Below are 18,065 nucleotides of genomic sequence, written 5' to 3'. Positions count from 1 at the left end.
TATCAGGCCTACCCCGGAATTTTCGTAACCATTCGCACCGAAGTGGTCAGCTCTTCCAGTTGTAACCACGGGCGAAGATAGGCCACCGCAGAGTAGGCTCCGGGTTTGCCGGGTTGCTCAACAACGTCGATTTTGCTTTCTGCAAGCGGTGTGCGCGAGCGTTCAGCATTCCCCATTGCGCCAGCATTGGTGTACTGGTCAATCCAAGCCTGAAGGTCTGTACGGATGTCGTCCGCTTCTACATTGGAGCCCAGCTTGTCACGCCCCATTACCTTGAGGTAATGGGCTATCCGGCTGGAGGCCATAATATATGGCAGCCGAGCCGAGATTGCTGCATTTGAAGTGGCGTCAAGGTCTGTGTAGGTCTTGGGCCGCTGAACAGTCTGGCTACCGATAAAGACCGCGTAGCTGGAGTTTTTGTAGTGTACCAGCGGCAAGAAACCCAAATCAGAGAGTTCTTTCTCGCGCTCATCTGTGAGGTTAACCTCCGATGGGCAGTGTTGCTGCACATCACCTGCATCCGATTTGTAGGTGAGATTTGGCAGTTGATCCACTTTACCGCCATTATCCAGACCACGAATTGCCGTGCACCACCCAAAGGCGGTGAAGGCCTCATTCATTTTCAGGGCCATTTCATAGGCAGCGTTCGACCAGACCAACTGGGAGTTGTCCGCAGGGCGCTGGTTGCCCTCACCATCCATTTGAAGTTCGTTAAAATCAAAGGATTTGGCGGATAATCCGTTTTTCCCGTAGGGGAGGCGGGCCAGAGTGGAGGGAAGTGTCAAGGACACATAGCGGCTTTCATCGCTGTCCCTAAAGTTGTTCCACGCTGCATAGGTAGGGCTGTCAAAGCCTGCTGCAACGGGGCGTCCTTCATTGAAACTCTCAAAGGAATTATATTCGAACATGTCAGCGCCAGCTGCCGCAACAAACGGAGCGTGACAGGATGCTGCGGTTTCGGCGATATAAGTCAAAAGCGCCACATCTTCGTCATTGAAGCCGAAGTAATAGTCTCCGATCAATGCGCCGTAGGGTTCCCCCCCAGCCGTTCCAAACTCATGCTGGTAAAGGCGCTCAAACAAGGGGCTGCGGTCAACTGCAGGGGCGTCTTCAAACTGCTCCAGCAATTCTTCCTTGTTATAATCGAGCAACTTTACTTTCTGCTGTGCACCGATCTCACTTTGGCGAATAACCTTCTGCAACCCTCTCCATGACCCTTCGAGACTGCGGAATTTTTCATTCTGCATAATGGCTGACATCTGCTTGGACATGAGCTTGTCAATTTCAGCCACGGCCTTTCGAATTGTCACACCAACATTCTGGTCCCATGCAAGAGTGCCTTCCATGGCCTGCGAAGCCATAACCGACAGAAGTTCTTTCGTCGTATCTTGTGGCGTTTGCAGCGTTGCTTCAAGCGCGCGATCCAGAAGAGAGACTTCCTTTTCTTTGACGAGAGTATCTCCACCGCCAACCTGTTCTGTATCTGACATGGTTACGCCTCTTCTTTCTCGACACCCAGCTCGTCGCCAATTGCCTTGATCATGTCCTCACTCTGTAAGATTTCCTTAAGGACTTTTTCAAGATCTCTGGAGCGGTCAGCCTTGGCTACAAGGGTCATGAGCTTCTCACGGGTTTCCGCCAGTTTTTTCAAAGGTTCGACTTTGTCGATGATGGCGTCAGGCTCGAAATCTTTTATTGACTTGAAGTCCACATTGACCTCGAATTCGCTGTCATCTTCTTGAATGAGGTTGGGCACGGTAAACGTCAGCTCGGGGCCGACCCGCGTCATCACGTCATTGAAGTTGTCCTTGTCCACCTGATAAAGGGTGCGGTCTTCAAGAGGTTCCTTGTCTTGACGATCACCGGAATACCCTCCGATCATGCCGATGACAAAGGGCAGTTCCTTTGTCTGGACGGCACCGCCGTCCTCCACGTCATAAGTAATGGAAACGCGGTTCTTGGAGACGCGCTTGTGCTGTGCATTCAGGGCCATTAGATGCTCCTACTTCTGGGCGTCTGTATTGCCGGAAACCAGCTCACCGGTTTTAAGATCGAACTTCACGGTGTCGGATTTGACGACTTCGCCGGCTTCTGTTTCGAAATAGTGAGCAATGGAAACTACTGTGAAGGCGATGGTCATGGAGGTGAACTCTCCCTGATACGAATAGGAAGAAAGACGTGCTTCTTCCAAGGTAATCACCATGGTCGGCTGCAGACCCTTACCATCATTCTTTGTTTTTGTGGTTACAAGCTCGATTGTCTTGCCAACCTTCCCCGGAGCAAAGAACATTGTCTCCAAAATCGCTGAGGCAGCATCATTCACACGGGAAATACTGATATCGCCCAAAGAAGGGATGCCCGTTTCTGCGTCTCCTGACGCGCCAACGGCCACGTAGATCGAGCGGGAAAAGCCAAAGCTCAGGCTGTCTATTGGGAAGAAGCCTTTCTTGCTCCCGATATCCTTAACGGTTGCCATTCCTTTAAAATCATCAATTCCATCAATACGCATATAAGAACTGGACATTGGTCACTTCTCCGTCGTTGGCTATTTGCTAGTCACCATTCGAAACTCGCTAATTCCAATTCCTTTTTGTTTGCTTCCGGTTGAGTTTCGATGATTTCGGTATCCTGTTTTTTGGGGGGCTCACTTCTAACTTGAGCTTGTACTTGCTTTTCAGGCTTGGCCGGTGTCTGCTGCGTTGGCTTCGGCTTGTTCTGCTTGTGTTTGGGCTGAGGAATGGCAGCGCTGTAATCGGAAAGTGTTGGGTGTTCGACACTTTGAGGCGCTGCAGCTTGTTTGCGTTGGTAGGCCTGAGAAAATCCTTGACTTTCAAGACCCGTCATCAACGCCATCTGCGCCATGCCCACGCTACCCTCACTCAAAATTTCCTGATAGAGTTCACCAGCGGATAGACCGCCCCATCTGACCGCTCGGTCCAGCAGCAGGCAAATGGGCGAATGTGGTTCGAATTTACGAAAGTACTCGGCAAGATCGGCTATGGCCGCCAACGCATCACCCCGTGTTGATATAGGAGCAGTGCCCATTGTATGTGCGCTGGTTAATTGTATAGAAGCGGGTAGATCAAGCGCTTTTGATGCATCTATATTTTCAGCATCGGACGCAGTCTTGTCCTTTGTTTCTTCGGCCTCTTCCGAGCTTGGCCAGCGATAACCGGTTGTTTTAACAAGTTCGCCAATCGCACGAAGGAGCTCTTTTATATGACGTAGAAAATACCCGAGCAGAGGTGGTGCTTGTTTATGGGGTTGAGCATAGCTTTTAATCAGTGCGTCTAGTTCACTGACAAGTTTCTCGATCTCCTGCAGGGCCTTGATTTTTTCCGTCAAGACCTCTGTTTCAGAGGAAATACTCTGGGAAACCACCTCCCTAAGCTCGTCGATATTTCCTTTCTTTTCAAAAATCAGGAATTGCCCATAGGAAATATCTGCAACTAGCCCAATGTTTGTTAGGGGGGCATATAAAAGGCCCGAGCCTTCCACCTCCCCAAAGAGCTGCGTGAAGGCGCGAATTTTCAAGGCGGCAATTTCTTCGGCTTGCTCACTTTCGCCTTCCGCCTTGAGTTTTTCAATGGGAGGGATCGGTTGTAGCCAATCTATGCCCTCTCTTGTCAGGTGAAGCAGAACACTCAAGCAATCGCGTAAATTCGGCAGGGGGGCGGTGCTGTGAACTTGTGCAGCCGTAAACCAGGAAAGGATCTCCAGATCCTTCGAAATCTCCAATAAGGTTTTTTCGGCCAGCTCACTCAGGGCTTCCCATGCTTGACGGTTGGTCTCTTCAAGTATCCGGTCAGCAAGAGACTCCGACGATTCTGATAGGGATCTATAAGCTGACTGCCCAGCATTGAAGGTATTGCGCAGGGCGCGGTAAGTGCTGCGATCGCCTTTGAGGTAGATGCCGCCTTTATTTTCTTGGGAGATAGGCGTTTTCAGCTCTTCAATTTTCATTGAACCACCTCTGCTACAAGTGCAAGAGGCAGAGGAGGGTACAAGTCCAGTTGCTTCGCTGCCTTCATATTGATGAAGATCGAGAAGCGGTCTAGTGCCTTAACAGGCAAAGAGCCGGGCATCTGTTTTCCCAGTAGAATTTGGTCTGCCTGAGAGGCTGCAAGTTTACCCACATTGGCGTAACTGTTGGAGACGGACATTAATGCCATACCGTCGCGCACCATCTGTTCATAGGCGCTGAAAACCGGCAGCTTATGTTCAAGGGCAGCAGCGGTGAACTCTCTCCGGTTCTCAAGGTTATAAGAACTGGAGCCAACATAGATTGCATCGGCCCCCATAGCTTTGGCTTGAGCAATCCTATCTGATATACTGGAGGCTACTGGCTTTTCATCATCGCCCATCTCATAGTCCAGCGATAAAAGCTCAAAGCCCATACTTTTTGATAGTGCTGCAAGTTTTTGAGTGTTCTGGCGCGAGTTTAATTCAGAGGGACTGTTAATGACAGCGAGGAGATTAGGGTGATAATACTCGAAAATTTGTTTGAGTTGAACTTCTTCCTTAATGCGGTTGTGCACGCCCGTCAGCCATGGTCTGCCAGTTGTGTTGTAGTTTTCAATGATATCAGAGCGTACCGGATCGGCCACGATCATAAACAGGGAAGGGATATCACCTAGTGCCGTTTGCGTTCCATAGTCCGAAATTGTTCCTAGGATAGAACGCGTCACCGTTGTGCCCCATGTGACGACAAGATCAGGCTTTTCTTCCTGCAAACGGGCTTTAATCTCGGGAAGTTTCGTTTTATCCCGTGCAACGTCTGTAACGGTTACGTTTACGGGTAAACGGCGAACGTCAAAGTAACGGATAAATCCTCTACATGCTGTCTCGCAACCGCGCCAGACAATCATATGTACGTTATATGTATCCGAATTGGCTTCTTTTGCTATTAGTTGTGAGTGTGCTGCGGCAAATATAAGTAAAGCGGACACAATATACTTTAACACATACATAAAAACACTCTTGAATGAATGAAAGTGAATATGCGGAAATATGCTTATTTTCTGATTCTATAAAGTAACTAATGATTTATCTTGGTAGTAATGGTAATGTCAATAGAAATATAAAATCAATATGATAGATATAAATTAAGTAATACATGAAATATTTAAACTTAAAATACTTTTTCAATGTTAGTTGAATTTTGAATATCTGATTTTTATTAATGATTCTGTCGGATGTGTGTTAATTTAATAATTATTGCTATCCTGAATTTATATTAATTCTTGTGTCATCAAAAATACCTAAATAAAATCATCATTTAATCGATTCGTCAGAATACTTCAATTTCGCTGGGGATTGCGTAGAGTTATGAAGACGTTAATTAATGGATTTTACTGGAGGATCATTTTTTCGGTTCTCGTGGTTATAGCTGCAATCCTCATACTTCAAGGCGTTCTTGCCCACTTGAAATTCAGAGCATTGGTGGCGGAAGCCACAACCTCCCGGCTTCAGGTGGTGGCAGGTTCCGTTGATACTCTTGTTCAGCGTGCTGAGGGAACCGGGCTTGCTATGGAGGAGATGAGCGGGCTTCAAGGTCTTCTTGAGCGTGAACGAGAACGGGATTCTTCCATTTTTCAGATAATGGTGGTGTCTCCAATTGGTAGCCCAATTACCTCCAGTGGAAGCAAGGCCTTGCCGGTTGAAGATCACGAAGCCGTTATGCGCCGAGTTTTTGGGTCCGGAGAAAAATTATCGACTATTGATCGGGGGAATATGTTGTATTCCGGTCGACTTCTGTTGGATTCAGCTAATTCTATTATGGGCGCTGTTATAGTTTCCACGCAAACTGCTGACCTCCAAAATGCTATCTGGAAAACAAGTATGAAGTTGGCCACAGCCTATCTGGCTATTTTCACTGTGATTTTCTTGGTGCTCATTCCTTTTGTTGTCTTCGAGTTTTCCGCCGTAACAAGGGTCTATCGCGCCCTTAACCCTCAAGCACTGAAAAGACTGGAAGCTCCCGATAGGGATGAACTCAGTGTAAAGATTGAGGAGGGAAACAAGGTCTATCAATCTGCTCTGCAGGCGCTTAGCAGTCCTAAGGGGATACCAGACGAAAAGAAGAAGGAAGTGGCTGAGCTATGGCAATCTTAAGTGGTTTTTCTACGCGCTACTTTCTAACAATGTCAGTTGCCATGGGCATTGCCGCTTTGCTCAGTATTGCTGTGACCTTGACCGAATTTAACAGTGGTTTGCACCCCTATCTCATCTCCAAGGCTGAATCTGTTACATCTTCCGTTAAGCAGAATATTGAATATGCCACGTCTATTGGTATTCCGTTCGACAAAATTCGTGGGCTTGATACGTACCTGAGCGAACTCGAGTTGGAAAACCCCGAGATTGAGCGCATTTCACTTATTTCCGCATCCGGCCTCTCTAAGAGTAACTTCTCAAACGCAGAGGTCTCTTCATTTGCAAAGACCATTCCCTCTAGCGATAGCGAACAGTTTTGGGGGAGAGTGAAAAATACGTTTGGCTCGCTTGCCGACATATGGTCGAATATTACGGGTGCGGGCGAAGAGAGTATGAGGGTTTATGCGGATATATCTGTCTCGGGGAGCACTGTTGCCAAACTGGAAACGGTCATTGATGCCAATTATGTAGATAATAAAATGGCGAATGTCTTTTTTGATACCCTCGTCATTTTCATAGCAGTTTGCCTCATTGCCATTGAGGTGGTTGTTGTTTACCTCAACGCATCAGTTACATATCCCTTGCGGCAGATTGATAGTGTTCTTTCAATGCGTGCGCGGGGAAACTTTAACTTCTATCAAGGCGCAAATCAACGTGGACGGATAGGACGCTTTATTGCTGTCTTGAATAAACAAAACGATGCTTTGAGACGGCGGTCCACAGCTGCGCTGGAAGGTGCTGGCACAGCAAAATCCAAGATACAAGCCTTTATTGAAAAGCACGCTTTGTTTGCTGCATCTCCTCCAAAGCCTGCCCGTATTATCGACGCCAGAATTCCGTTATTTGTGTTCTGTTTTGCTGAAGAGTTGCAAAAGTCATTCATGCCTTTGTTCGTGGCTGAATACTACAGCCCCACCGACCTGTTTGATAGGGATATTATGATGGGCTTACCCATCTCTGCTTTTATGTTTGTGATAGCAGCCATTACTCCCTTTGCAGCTGGTCTTATTGATCGTTTTGGCAATAAGACTTTGTATCTTGTGGGGCTTGTTCCAGCGATCGGTGGCTATGTGTACTGCGCTCTGGCTCAAAGCGGCAATGACATTGTACTTGCAAGATCACTCACAGCGGTGGGGTATGGCATTATCACGATTAGTTGCCAAAGTTATATTGCTGCTGTTGCTACGGGAGAAAATAGGGCCCGTGCCATGGCAGCATTTGTCGGTGTACTTATGGCGGCGACCATGTGCGGCACGGCAACAGGTGCCATTTTTGCTGATTGGTTGGGCTACAAGCCCGTATTCATGATTGCAACAGTCCTAAGTCTTGTTGCCGGTGTTATGGGATGGAAAATGCTGCATGGCAATTTACCCTCTTCAGAGCCCCAAAAATCCAAGGCAAAAGCATCGTCAGTTAACCCGTTTGGCGCGCTACTGCGTAACCCAAGCTTCCTTCTGATCTTGTTGTTTTGCGCCATTCCAGCAAAAATTGTCCTGACCGGCTTCCTATATTTCTTTGTTCCAATTTATCTGGCCAGCCTTGAAGCCAGCCAGTCAGAAATTGGGAGGGTCATGATGCTCTATTCCTTGATCATTATTCCCATTAGTCCGCTTGCATCGCGATTTTCAGATCAACTCGGGAAAAACCTTTGGGTGGTTATTTGTGCAACGATTATCTCAGGGATTGTTCTGATCGGTCTTTATCAAAGTGCTTCTGTGGCCGCTGTATTGGCAGTGGTTGCAGCCCTCGGACTGGCGCATGCCTTCCTTAAGGCCCCTCTAATTGTGGCGGCCATGGATGCAGCAGCTCTTAGCCCCGATGTATCGCGGACTGGGGCCCTCAGTTTCCTGCGTATGTTCGAGCGTATTGGCAGTGTTGCGGGGCCTGTTGTTGTGGGAGCAATGCTTGTTACTTTTAACTATGGAGATACGGCGGCTATTTTGGGAGCAATCATTGCCGGAACAGGTGTTTTGATGGCGGTTCTAACCTTAATAGTGAAACGGTCCACGAAGAGAGAAGCTGGCCGAATTCCTGTGTGAGGAGAAGCTCCTGCAATAGTTGAATGGAGGTCAGGCGAAGACTTCAGCTGGATTGCAAAATTGTTTTTACGAATAGGGCAGGCACACCGCTGAATAGCGGTAAATAACGCCAAGCATATACCAGTTTCAGTTCCTCTAGAGGTGTTATTTATGTCGATGAGCCTAGAGTATAACAGTGATCAGATTTCTATTTTATCCGTTGATGGGCAGGAGCTCGCTGTGCAAGGTGTGCAGCTGGAAGAGCGTATTTGTGAGGTTCCCACCTATAATATTCTTGCGCTCGATACGGGCCAGTCTCTTCAGGAGCTGGTGGGGCAAAAGGCAGAGCTTAGTTTTGTTGAGACTGCGTATTCCAAAGGCGTTATACCGCGCAAGTTTGCCGGATTGGTGTTTCAGGCAGATCGTATTATCGATTCTACTGGTTTAACGCAGCTTTCGATTGTCGTACGGCCCAAACTGGGCGTTCTGGAGCTGGGAGAGCATTGCGCAATTTACCAGAACAAAAGCACCTTGGATATTTGGGGGGAGGTGTTTGAGCGGAACGGCATAGGTCAGGTGAAAACGAGCGGTGCCAAGACTTCGGGAAAACGGGAAACCTGCATTCAGTATAACGAGAACGACTTGTCCTTTTGCCAGCGGATTCTGGCGGAAGAGGGACTGGTTTATTTTGTTTCAGATGGCAGTGACCCAGAAGCCTTGGTTATACACGACCCATCAAAACCCTTTCCTGCGCAAGGGGGAGCCGTGGAGTTGGAAGACATGCTGGGTGTTACCGCTCCGGGCGCTTATCAGGCTATAACTTTGGAGCATAGCCAAGTCATGCGCCCTGCAACCACAGAGCTTGCCACTTATGATGCGGATACTGCCAAGACATTAAAGGCAGGCCCCAAACCGTCCTCTTCGCTTAAAACTATAGAAAAGCCTGTCGTCTATCGTTTTCTTCCGCTTCCCCGCGACACGCTTTCAAGCGTAACTCTTGGAAAAATGACCCAGTCCGTTCAAGGTTATGAAGTACGCGTACGAGGCACCTGTGAGCACCCATCCCTCCACATTGGACAGGCCATCAAACTGAACTCCAATGTTGAGGGTAAGCTCCCGCAAACCCTGATTATTACAGCTCTGAGCTATAAAATGGAGCGTGGCCTTGCCCTTCAGGCAACAATTGAAGCGGTTCCGGAAGGCACGCCTATAGTACCGAAATATATACCAAAACCACTGATAGCTGGTGTACACAATGCGGTTGTTGTTGGGCCGAAAGTTGGAGAACCAGCCTGTGATGAGCAGGGGAGGGTAAAGCTTCAGTTTTTCTGGGATATTTCGGGTAGGACTGAAGACACTTCAGGATATATCAGAGTTGCTGAAATTTATGCGGGTAATGGCACTGGGACACAGTTCCTGCCAAGAGTTGGGCATGAGGTTCTGGTTAGCTTTTTGCATGGTGATCCAGATCTACCAATCATCAGCGGTCAGATTTACAACGAAAAGAATAAGCCGCCCTTTATAGCCAAAAATACAACCAAGTCCGGTATTCGATCTCAATTGGGAGATCTGCCCAATGAGCTGGAATTTGATGACAAGGTGGGTGCAGAACTGATTGGTTTACGCGCTGCAAAAGACTTTGAGCTGCTTGTGGAAGAGAATGTGAATCGCAATATCAAGAAACTGGAAACAACCACGGTTGGAGAATCTTCTAAAATTGTTATTGGCAAGGATCTCTTGACCGAGGTGGAAAGCAAAACAGAGCTGAAAACCAGTGAACGTAGTGTAGAAACTACCAATACCGACAGCTTACAAGCAAAAGAAATCGAGCTTTCAGCGGATACGAAACTGACCTTGAAGGTGGGAAGCTCCAAAATAGAAATGAGCTCCTCGGAAATAAAAATATCAGCAACAACGGTCTCTGTTTCCGGTCAATCGAAAGTCTCAGCAAAGTCAAGTGGAACACTGGAAATGAAGGGCCTGACCGCTAAATTAGAAGCAGACACAAAGACCGAAGTGAAAGGACTTCAAGTGGCTGTAGAGGCGCAGGCTCAGGTAAGCATCAAAGGGCCGTTGGCAGAGGTTAACAGTCAGGGGCCATTAATGATCAAAGGTATGCCAGCAATGATTAACTGATCCCTAGAAGTGTAGAGAGCATTTCAGCCAAGCCGGTGCAGTCAGGAAGAGATCACAATGAAAAAAATTCCCTATGAAGACGCAAGGAGCATTCTTGATCGCTTTGAGCTTGGGGAGAATGCAGGTGAACTGATAACGCCAGAATACTCTCCCTTGCAGGTCATGGAAAAGCTGCTGGAAGAAGGGCTTCTAGCTGACTATGTGAATTTTGTTGGGCATGCACTGCCTCCACGAGAAGGTATTTGCTGGGCGCTGTCGGTTCAGGATGAAATGGGTGTCAACGATATTTCCAATGCCCGCGCCACGCGCCAAAGAGTGAGGGAGTGGGTAAAAAGCCCGGAGGAGAAGAAGCGGCGTACCCTGCTGGAAACTGGCGATAAGCTGGGAACACAAGGGCCTTCAGGCTGGTTATGCTATGCGGTTGCATGGAATGGGTCGGGAAGTATCGCGGCTTCATCGGGTCCGGTGGTTCTTCCGCCTGCCTATTTGCACGCGAAGGCGATACTTGGGGCAATTGCTCTTATCCCTTGTCAAACACAGGAAGACATCAAAGTCCTTCTTCAAACGGCTCACAGGTGCGCACTGGATGTTGCAAATGGAGCATGGCCGGGAGTGAACGAATAGATGCCAGGATTACCAGCTTCCCGAATTACGGATATGCATGTCTGCCCTATGGTAACTGGGATTGTACCGCATGTTGGCGGTCCTATCCTGCCTCCCGGCCAGCCGATGGTTCTAATCGGCAGTCTGCCAGCAGCAACTGCCACCTCCACAGCAACGTGTGTCGGGCCACCTGATGTTATTGTGAAGGGAAGTACGTCGTGTCTGATAGGAAACCTGCCAGCCGTGCGCATTGGAGATAGCTGCTCCCATGGTGGCACAGTAATTTTGGGTAGCCCCATGTGCTTGATTGGGGGGTAGTGCTACCGTTCAAGTCAATTAAACTGTATACTAATTATGAATGCGCTACCTGCATGCTTATTCTCACCAGGCGTTCAGCGCACGTGCAGAATAATGTTGTCTGGACCATAGGTTCAAGCTGCGGTCAGATGAAGTATGCGACACTCACTCTGTGAACCAGCCTTATGTGCCGTTGGTATAAGGTTTGGCTGCTAGACTGTTATAGGCTAAAAGGTGGGTCAGGCTTGAGTGCGTATTGGCACTCCAGATAGAATAACCTAACCTAATGGCTGGCCTCACCTTTCAGCATACAGCATTTAAAATTGAAGTTTTACTTGGCCTTGAAAAGCATTGTCATAGGTATCAGAGCCATATTGACCGGCGTAGGATAAGCTCAAGGAAGCCCTTGAGGATAGATCGGCCTGAACTGTAGCGTCTACAAGCAGTTGGTCGCGCTGTGAGGAAACACCGAAGAGCTGTTGATATTGGTTGGTTCCCTGCATTAGGATATCGGTACTGCTGTTGGTGTTGCCCGCTACATGTTGCCAAGCGGTAGACAGGCGGGTCTCAACATTGCGTCCTGCAACCAGCCAATCTTTGGAAATCTCGGCCCCCAACGTGGTGTAAAATAGGCTGGAGGTATCGGAGCGCACCCGTAAGGCCGTGATGCCTCCTTTTTCGTTCACCGTTGGCGCACTTTGAGACACAAAAGCAAGCCCAAGAATAGGAGAGAGTGTCGCCAAACTGGTGTCCCAGTCATAGCGCCCCACTGCGAACAGTTGAATGAGATTGGTGAGGTAGTTGGATGAGGGATCCTCATAAATATCCCCAAAGCGAACCGTACGGTCCACGTCATTAAAACTGGCGGCATAGGCTGCCCCCAGTAAAAGGTGAGTTTCTTGCCGTTGCCAAGTGCCATAAGCGCCCAAATGTACAAGATTCGAATAGCCCGAAGAGGAGCGGTGGTGCACGTCATAGTTTGCATGCCCATAACCTGCCACAAACCCCACCCGTAAGGCCTCATCAAGTTCTCCAGCCACAGGCCCTTCCAGCCCGACAAAGAACCCTCCAAGATCACGGGTCATCTCCGCCGCATTGCCATCTCCGCTCCATCTCCCCCAAGCTCCGTAGCCTTGCGCCCACACCATAGGACCTTGAGTATTGGTTGTCATTTGATCATAGACAGCCTCGCGCAGATAATGCGTATCATTGAGCAGTGCTGTGGACATACTACCGTAAATCTCTGCTCCCATCTGCTCGAAGGCAAATGGAATTTCATTCAAAGAGAGCAGCAGGAGGTTGGTGTAAAGGGGGGAGTAAATGTCTAATCGTTCTGTTGTATCGAGATCCCGCCCCACAAACTGCTCTTGCGCTTGTACACGTAATTCGTCAATTGCTGTTGCGACCGCCCTTTGATTGTGGGTGCGAGCGACACTGGTTACCGGGACACTTTCATTGCTGACAGACACTGTCATGGCATTGGTACTAAAAACAACTTGGGTCAATAAATCGGAGTTCACTTGTAAGTCTGCGAGGCTTCCGCCAGAGAGGTCTGGTGTATTCGATGTCATAATAGGATATTGCACTGTCAATGGATAGGCTGCAGAATCTCCCCTTGGATTAATAGTTAGAAATATACCATCTTTGAAAATGACTTCACCACTTTCAAAGTGAAGCGTGTCCGAACCTCCAGATGAATCTAATTGCACTTCATAATATAGGTTATTGAAACTTGCACCATTGGATATGGTTAAAGCTCCATAAGTTCCATCGGGCATCGTAGGGGCTATTGTTCCACTACTACTTATAACAACAGAACCAACAGTTCCAGTACCTCCCAGAAAGGTACTGTCAATGACATCTTCAAACAACATTACACCGCCTTTAAAAGTTCCTGTGACGTATATCCTTACTTCGTCACCATCGATGGCATCGGCTGGACTTTGTAGTGCGAGTGTAACTTCTGGCCCTATCGTACCTGATAGGGTCGTTGTTCCTTGGATTGCCAATATAGTGCCTGTGCCTGCAACATCATTGGCAAAGGAAATGCCCGCATCATTTATGGTATGATTAAATACAATTTCGCCTGTCCCTTGACCAAAACTAACTGTGGCATCGTCATTGATAATCCCTGGGGCGATTGCGGAGCTAGTGGCATCTCCTCCAATGTTCATCGCACCCACTGAACCAGCATTTACGGCAATTTCCAGTGAAGGGATCTGCAGGCTGCCGCTGTTGGTCAGGCTCAATATTCCATTGCCAGACCGCCCGATTTGCAACCCGGAAGATACAGTTAGCTTACTGTCTGTGCCATCAATACTTACAGTTCCCAAGGAACTTGCACCACCAGCTGCAATGAGTGTCGTGGTCTCCACACCGCCACCGCCGCTCAAATTCAAAGTTCCATTGCCCGCTTGACCAACTTCAAACCCGGTATTTGCCACCAAAACGCTAGTGGTGCCTTTTACATTAATTATACCCAGATCCTGATCCGTTGGGGAAATCGTTATGGTATCATATGTTTCGGTGCCTTGAAGAACACTGTAAGTCTCGCCTCCCGGCTGCCCCACACTCAGATCGTCACTATATGCAGCCGTAAAAGGAATGCTCAAACTAACTATGGGAAATGAACATGAGAAAAAAATTATTCTGTAAGTATAATTCATTTTTTTCATGGTGTTGTAATCCGTATATGCCACGTTTAATATTTATTAAATTAAGTATAAAATAATTATAATCGTAAATAGCTAAATATTAATTGTATTAATATGCAATAGAATTCTCTGTATAATTTAATTTTTCTATAGCTCTATGGGATTGTTGTTGTGTTCGTGTTGAAAAATTAAAGAGATAAGTCTTTAGGTAGGAGTAACTAGGTAAAATTAATCGATAGTGATGGAATGGATGCCTCTCCCGGCGCATTTCTGCAATACTGAGCAGAGTGTAGCTTTTGGAAAAAGAGGGACGCAACCATGAAGAACCTTGCCGTTGTTGGAGTTGATTTATCAAAGAACGTTTTTCAACTGCATGGAGCCGCTGCAGACGGACATGTCGTATTTTCAAAGAAGGTTTCTCGTGCGGGTTTTTTGAAGGCTTTGGGTAAGCTGCCAACTTGTCTTGTCGCAATGGAGGCTTGTGCGAGTTCCCATTATTGGGGAAGAGAGGTGGGAAAGCTGGGGCACGAGGTTCGCTTGATTGCGCCGATTTACGTCAAACCCTTTGTTAAGCGCCAGAAAAACGACGCCAACGATGCTTTTGCCATTGCCGAAGCCGCCGCCCGTCCCACCATGCGCTTTGTGGAGGTCAAAAGCGAACTTCAACAGGCCCGTTCGATGGTGTTCCGCACCCGTGAGATTCTGGTGCGCCAGCGAACCCAAATGATTAACGCGCTGCGGGCGCATTTGGCCGAACATGGACTGGTCGTCCCTCATGGCGCGGTCCATGTTGAGAAGCTGAGGCAGCGTCTTGAAGCGGATGGGGGACATCTTCCTGAGATTGTTCATGAAATGGCGAGGTTGTACTTTGAACAGATTGGCGAGCATACGCAAAAGATTAAGGTGCTTGAGAAAAAACTTCAGACATTGGCCAGAAACAGTGGTACGGCAAAAATTCTGCAAACCATTCCCGGGCTCGGCCCAATCACCGCGATAGCGATAGAGGCTTTTGCCCCCGCAATGGCCACGTTCAAGCGCGGGCGGGATTTCGCCGCTTGGCTGGGCCTGGTTCCCAAGCAGCACTCAACGGGGGGCAAAACGCGGCTTGGGAAGACGTCTAAAGCCGGCCAGCGTGATATTCGCAGGCTGCTGATTATTGGCGCGACAACAGTTATTTGGTGGGCCCGCAAAAAAGGCGCGCCCCGGCATCCGTGGCTTGAGGCCTTGCTGGCAAGAAAAGCTCCTCTGGTGGCCGCTGTGGCGCTGGCAAATAAAATGGCGCGAACAGTATGGGCAATGATAACAAAGGGAGAAACCTATCGAGATCCGGCAAGCATGGCTGTGTGAACGTGGCTTGTTTCGTCGGTAAGCCGGGAGGGATTGCAAGGGACATCTGACAGTTAAGGACCCAGGATCACTAAGATCGGATCAGGAAAACCAGTTTGCGACACGGAGCTTTGAGCTCGTGGTTATGATATTGGACCTGATCGGCGCTTATCCATAACGGCCCGCGAGGACAAAATCTTGCAAAAAGGCCTGATACACGTGCGCACTTGATCCCATGGTTTTTACGTCTGAGTAACTCTCGCATTGACTAAGGCATCCATACATGTCGCAAACTTGGTTTGCTCTCTGATTGGACCAACATTCAATAGACTTTCAATGTTAGGTTGAAAAATATCCAATTGCATTGAGGTAGTTCCTGCATTCTTGGGAAATGAAGAGGTTGCATATATTTCCAATAGCGTTGATCTGGGTTTCTAAGGTACTGGCCTTCCTTTTCCGCAGGTGTGCCTTGCATTTTATAGCCAGAGCTGGCGCATCTGTCGCTTGATGGGGAGACCTAGCCTTTTTGTCAGAGTAAACTCGCGCAGCAGCTTACTCGGAAGGCGGCGCAAATAGTGCAGGGCTCCTATAAACGATACTCAACTGTCCAAGTAAATCGAACCAGCTCTTAGCGCTTGCAGCGCTTCATGGCTGTCTGCCTCGTTGATATCAAGTTGTAATATCAGATATTTTTCTGCTTTTTCCTCTTTGAGTAAGGGATTTGATTTTTTGGGCCTTTTGCACCGCCTGAATGCCGCCGCGTGTTTTGGTAAATAACTCCAATTTGTTATATTCAGTTTCGCCGGTCCGGCTAATCGCAACATCCTTATAGTCAAAGCGCTTCGGGTCTTTCCACATTCTAGAGGTGAGCCGCTCATATCGCCAACGTCTAAAACTAATCCACATAGCAGTGGCAATGGCCCGCGGCCAAAACTTCAAATGAAACCATAAGACATTTTCCAGAGGCAATCCGGGGCGGCGATCCTGCCGGTATTTCAGTCGGAAAAATCCATTATCAAGTGAGTAAATATTTTGAAGGCGTGCCGCCTCACCATACAACAATAAGCGATTTGCCGTGGTCATCTTCTTGTCGCTGCCCAGCGCAGCGGCTCGTTTCAGAATTCTTATGCAGTGGTCTTTGGTGTAAAATCGCAGCCAAGCCTCACGATATACCTTGTCCAGCTCCCCGGGCTCGAAGTTTGGATGCGGAAAGACGGCATGGGTTAAGTCATACAAGTTCAGGTCAGGGTTTAAAGGATCTCCACGGGCAACGGCGTTCTTGTGATCCACTGACCCGTGCAGTGGTGTCAGGATCGAAAGGGAAAGGACATCGATGGCCAGTTCCTGCTTAATGATATCAATGTCATTTAAAATGGATTGGCGTGTATCTCCGGGGAAACCGATGATGTAGCCGGCGGTGATTACCACTGGGTATTTTTTCCATGCAAGAAACATTTCCCGATAATCGGTGATTTTGTTCTGCCGTTTATTAGATAACGCCAGATTATCTGAGTTGATATTCTCAAGTCCGACAAAAACCTGATCAACACCTGCCCGAACGCATTTTTCGATAAATTTTGGTATCTTGTGACACAATGTGTCCACCTGAATAATCAGGGTAAACTCAAAACCCTCGTTCTCGCGTAAACCAATCAGACAATCGAGAAATGCCTCCCAATTGCGATTACGCGCGAAGTTGTCATCAGTGATGAAGAACTTGGTAATGTCCTGCGCCTTGTTGTCCCGTATAATTTTTTCCAAATCTTCCGGTGACCGAAATCGGCTGCTGCGCCCCTGAACATTGATAATGCAACAAAAACTACATTCAAACGGGCAGCCTCGCCCCAGATCAAAGCTGCTATATCCCAGAGTGGATTTTTTAATCACCATCGGATCGACTTGAGGTCGTGGTTGCCCCGGTAGATGCGGCAGTTCCCGTGCGAAATCGTAGACTTCTTTCAACGTTCCACAATAGGCATCACGCAACACCTGATCAAAGCGCCCGTCTTCTGCCTCACCGAGAAACATGCTGATCCCCAGAGCTTTCGCCTCTACCATTTCCTCTGGCATCTCGTCGAGCATCACCATACAGCCGGTAACGTGGAAACCGCCTATAGCAACCTGAACACCAGCTTCACGCAGAGGGCGTGCCAAATCCATAGCCCTTGGGAACTGGTTGGTTTGTACCCCCACAAAGCAAACCAAAGCATCCGTTCCACTGGCTTGGATCTCCTCTATGATTTTCTTTGGACGAATGCGGACATGTCCTTCATCCCGGCAATGAATGCGTATGGAGACATCTGGCCCAAGCACCTGCCGAGCCTGACAATCCTGCGAAATTCCATAGATACAGGCAAGGGAATTGGCTGGTATCGACGTGCGGATCCAATGAACTGGATAGCCGTCCTCATCGTATCTGGTTGGCCTAACCAGATATAGGTTGAACACCTGCTGCACACCACCCTCCCAAACTAAAGACAATTACAAATAGATAACCCTATGACCTTTTTTAGAATACCCATGAACATTACTATTCAGTACCGGACACTTTTCCGCAATCACTCAAGTAGTAATAGGAAGATTTCACCGAGCCTTCTCAGAATGCGCTCATTCATCATTCTGACTATCAAAGAATACTTGCCGGTTTTGGTTAGCGTGACATTCCCATCAATACGCTGTTCGGTAGACTTGCGTTGATCAAGATTGCTAAGGTTCTGGCCTTCCTTTACCACAGGTGTTCCTTGATTTCTCGGAAGCGATAACGGATTTTCCTGGAAAAGGCCGCGGGAATAGGCGGGAGCTTCTGGAAACAAGTGAATCGCAAATCAAACAGACTGGGAGCCCCCAAAGAATTAGCAGTCGTGATAAGCACTTTAAT

General features: G+C 48.1%; 13 protein-coding genes. 6 read left to right on the top strand and 7 right to left on the bottom strand.

Features of this window, described 5'->3' with window-relative positions; all coding sequences use genetic code 11:
* Positions 1-8: 8 nt before the first annotated feature.
* The 5 genes from tssC to P6574_RS12675 are packed head-to-tail and all read right to left on the bottom strand — an operon-like array spanning position 9 to position 4,868.
* Positions 9-1,490, bottom strand: a complete 1,482-nt coding sequence (tssC, locus tag P6574_RS12695; RefSeq protein ID WP_310620647.1) for a type VI secretion system contractile sheath large subunit — start codon at positions 1,488-1,490, stop codon at positions 9-11.
* A 2-nt stretch (positions 1,491-1,492) separates the two neighbouring features.
* The gene (gene tssB / locus P6574_RS12690; RefSeq protein WP_310620646.1) at positions 1,493-1,993 is read right to left on the bottom strand and encodes a type VI secretion system contractile sheath small subunit; all 501 of its coding nucleotides are present in this window, start codon (positions 1,991-1,993) and stop codon (positions 1,493-1,495) included.
* A gap of 9 nt (positions 1,994-2,002) precedes the next feature.
* A complete protein-coding gene (locus P6574_RS12685; RefSeq protein ID WP_310620645.1) occupies positions 2,003-2,524 on the bottom strand; it encodes a type VI secretion system tube protein Hcp in 522 nt (173 codons plus the stop codon).
* Between the two features lie 32 nt (positions 2,525-2,556).
* Positions 2,557-3,963 carry a type VI secretion system protein TssA gene (locus P6574_RS12680; protein ID WP_310620644.1) on the bottom strand — a complete coding sequence of 469 codons (1,407 nt, stop codon included), beginning with the start codon at positions 3,961-3,963 and terminating at the stop codon, positions 2,557-2,559.
* On the bottom strand, positions 3,960-4,868 hold the full coding sequence (locus tag P6574_RS12675; protein ID WP_310620643.1) for an ABC transporter substrate-binding protein: 909 nt from the start codon (positions 4,866-4,868) through the stop codon (positions 3,960-3,962). The genes P6574_RS12680 and P6574_RS12675 overlap by 4 nt, the downstream gene beginning before the upstream one ends.
* A gap of 460 nt (positions 4,869-5,328) precedes the next feature.
* Between P6574_RS12675 and P6574_RS12670 the strand changes: the two genes are divergently transcribed.
* The 5 genes from P6574_RS12670 to P6574_RS12650 all read left to right on the top strand — a co-directional run bounded on the left by P6574_RS12670 (position 5,329) and on the right by P6574_RS12650 (position 11,228).
* Complete coding sequence (locus tag P6574_RS12670; protein WP_310620642.1) at positions 5,329-6,114, top strand: hypothetical protein; 786 nt, start codon at positions 5,329-5,331, stop codon at positions 6,112-6,114.
* Positions 6,102-8,192, top strand: coding sequence for an MFS transporter (locus P6574_RS12665; protein ID WP_310620641.1), 2,091 nt, complete (start codon positions 6,102-6,104; stop codon positions 8,190-8,192). Before P6574_RS12670 ends, P6574_RS12665 begins: the two co-directional genes overlap by 13 nt.
* 150 nt (positions 8,193-8,342) lie before the next feature.
* Positions 8,343-10,307 carry a type VI secretion system Vgr family protein gene (locus P6574_RS12660; RefSeq protein WP_310620640.1) on the top strand — a complete coding sequence of 655 codons (1,965 nt, stop codon included), beginning with the start codon at positions 8,343-8,345 and terminating at the stop codon, positions 10,305-10,307.
* Between the two features lie 57 nt (positions 10,308-10,364).
* Positions 10,365-10,931 (top strand): DUF6931 family protein, encoded by a 567-nt coding sequence (locus P6574_RS12655; RefSeq protein WP_310620639.1) that lies wholly within the window; start codon positions 10,365-10,367, stop codon positions 10,929-10,931.
* A complete protein-coding gene (locus tag P6574_RS12650) occupies positions 10,932-11,228 on the top strand; it encodes a PAAR domain-containing protein (protein WP_310620638.1) in 297 nt (98 codons plus the stop codon).
* A 296-nt stretch (positions 11,229-11,524) separates the two neighbouring features.
* On the opposite strand, the gene P6574_RS12645 is transcribed toward P6574_RS12650, so the two are convergent.
* On the bottom strand, positions 11,525-13,819 hold the full coding sequence (locus P6574_RS12645) for an autotransporter outer membrane beta-barrel domain-containing protein (RefSeq protein ID WP_310620637.1): 2,295 nt from the start codon (positions 13,817-13,819) through the stop codon (positions 11,525-11,527).
* Between the two features lie 360 nt (positions 13,820-14,179).
* Here P6574_RS12645 and P6574_RS12640 point away from each other — a divergent pair, with 360 nt between their 5' ends.
* On the top strand, positions 14,180-15,208 hold the full coding sequence (locus tag P6574_RS12640; protein WP_310619544.1) for an IS110 family RNA-guided transposase: 1,029 nt from the start codon (positions 14,180-14,182) through the stop codon (positions 15,206-15,208).
* Positions 15,209-15,856: 648 nt separating this feature from the next.
* Here the strand turns inward: P6574_RS12640 and P6574_RS12635 are convergent.
* A complete protein-coding gene (locus tag P6574_RS12635; RefSeq protein ID WP_310620636.1) occupies positions 15,857-17,644 on the bottom strand; it encodes a B12-binding domain-containing radical SAM protein in 1,788 nt (595 codons plus the stop codon).
* Positions 17,645-18,065: the final 421 nt, after the last annotated feature.

The sequence above is a fragment of the Pseudovibrio sp. M1P-2-3 genome, from assembly GCF_031501865.1.
In the GTDB taxonomy this organism is placed as follows: Bacteria; Pseudomonadota; Alphaproteobacteria; order Rhizobiales; family Stappiaceae; genus Pseudovibrio; species Pseudovibrio corallicola.
This window is presented reverse-complemented; position numbering and strand designations above follow the sequence as displayed.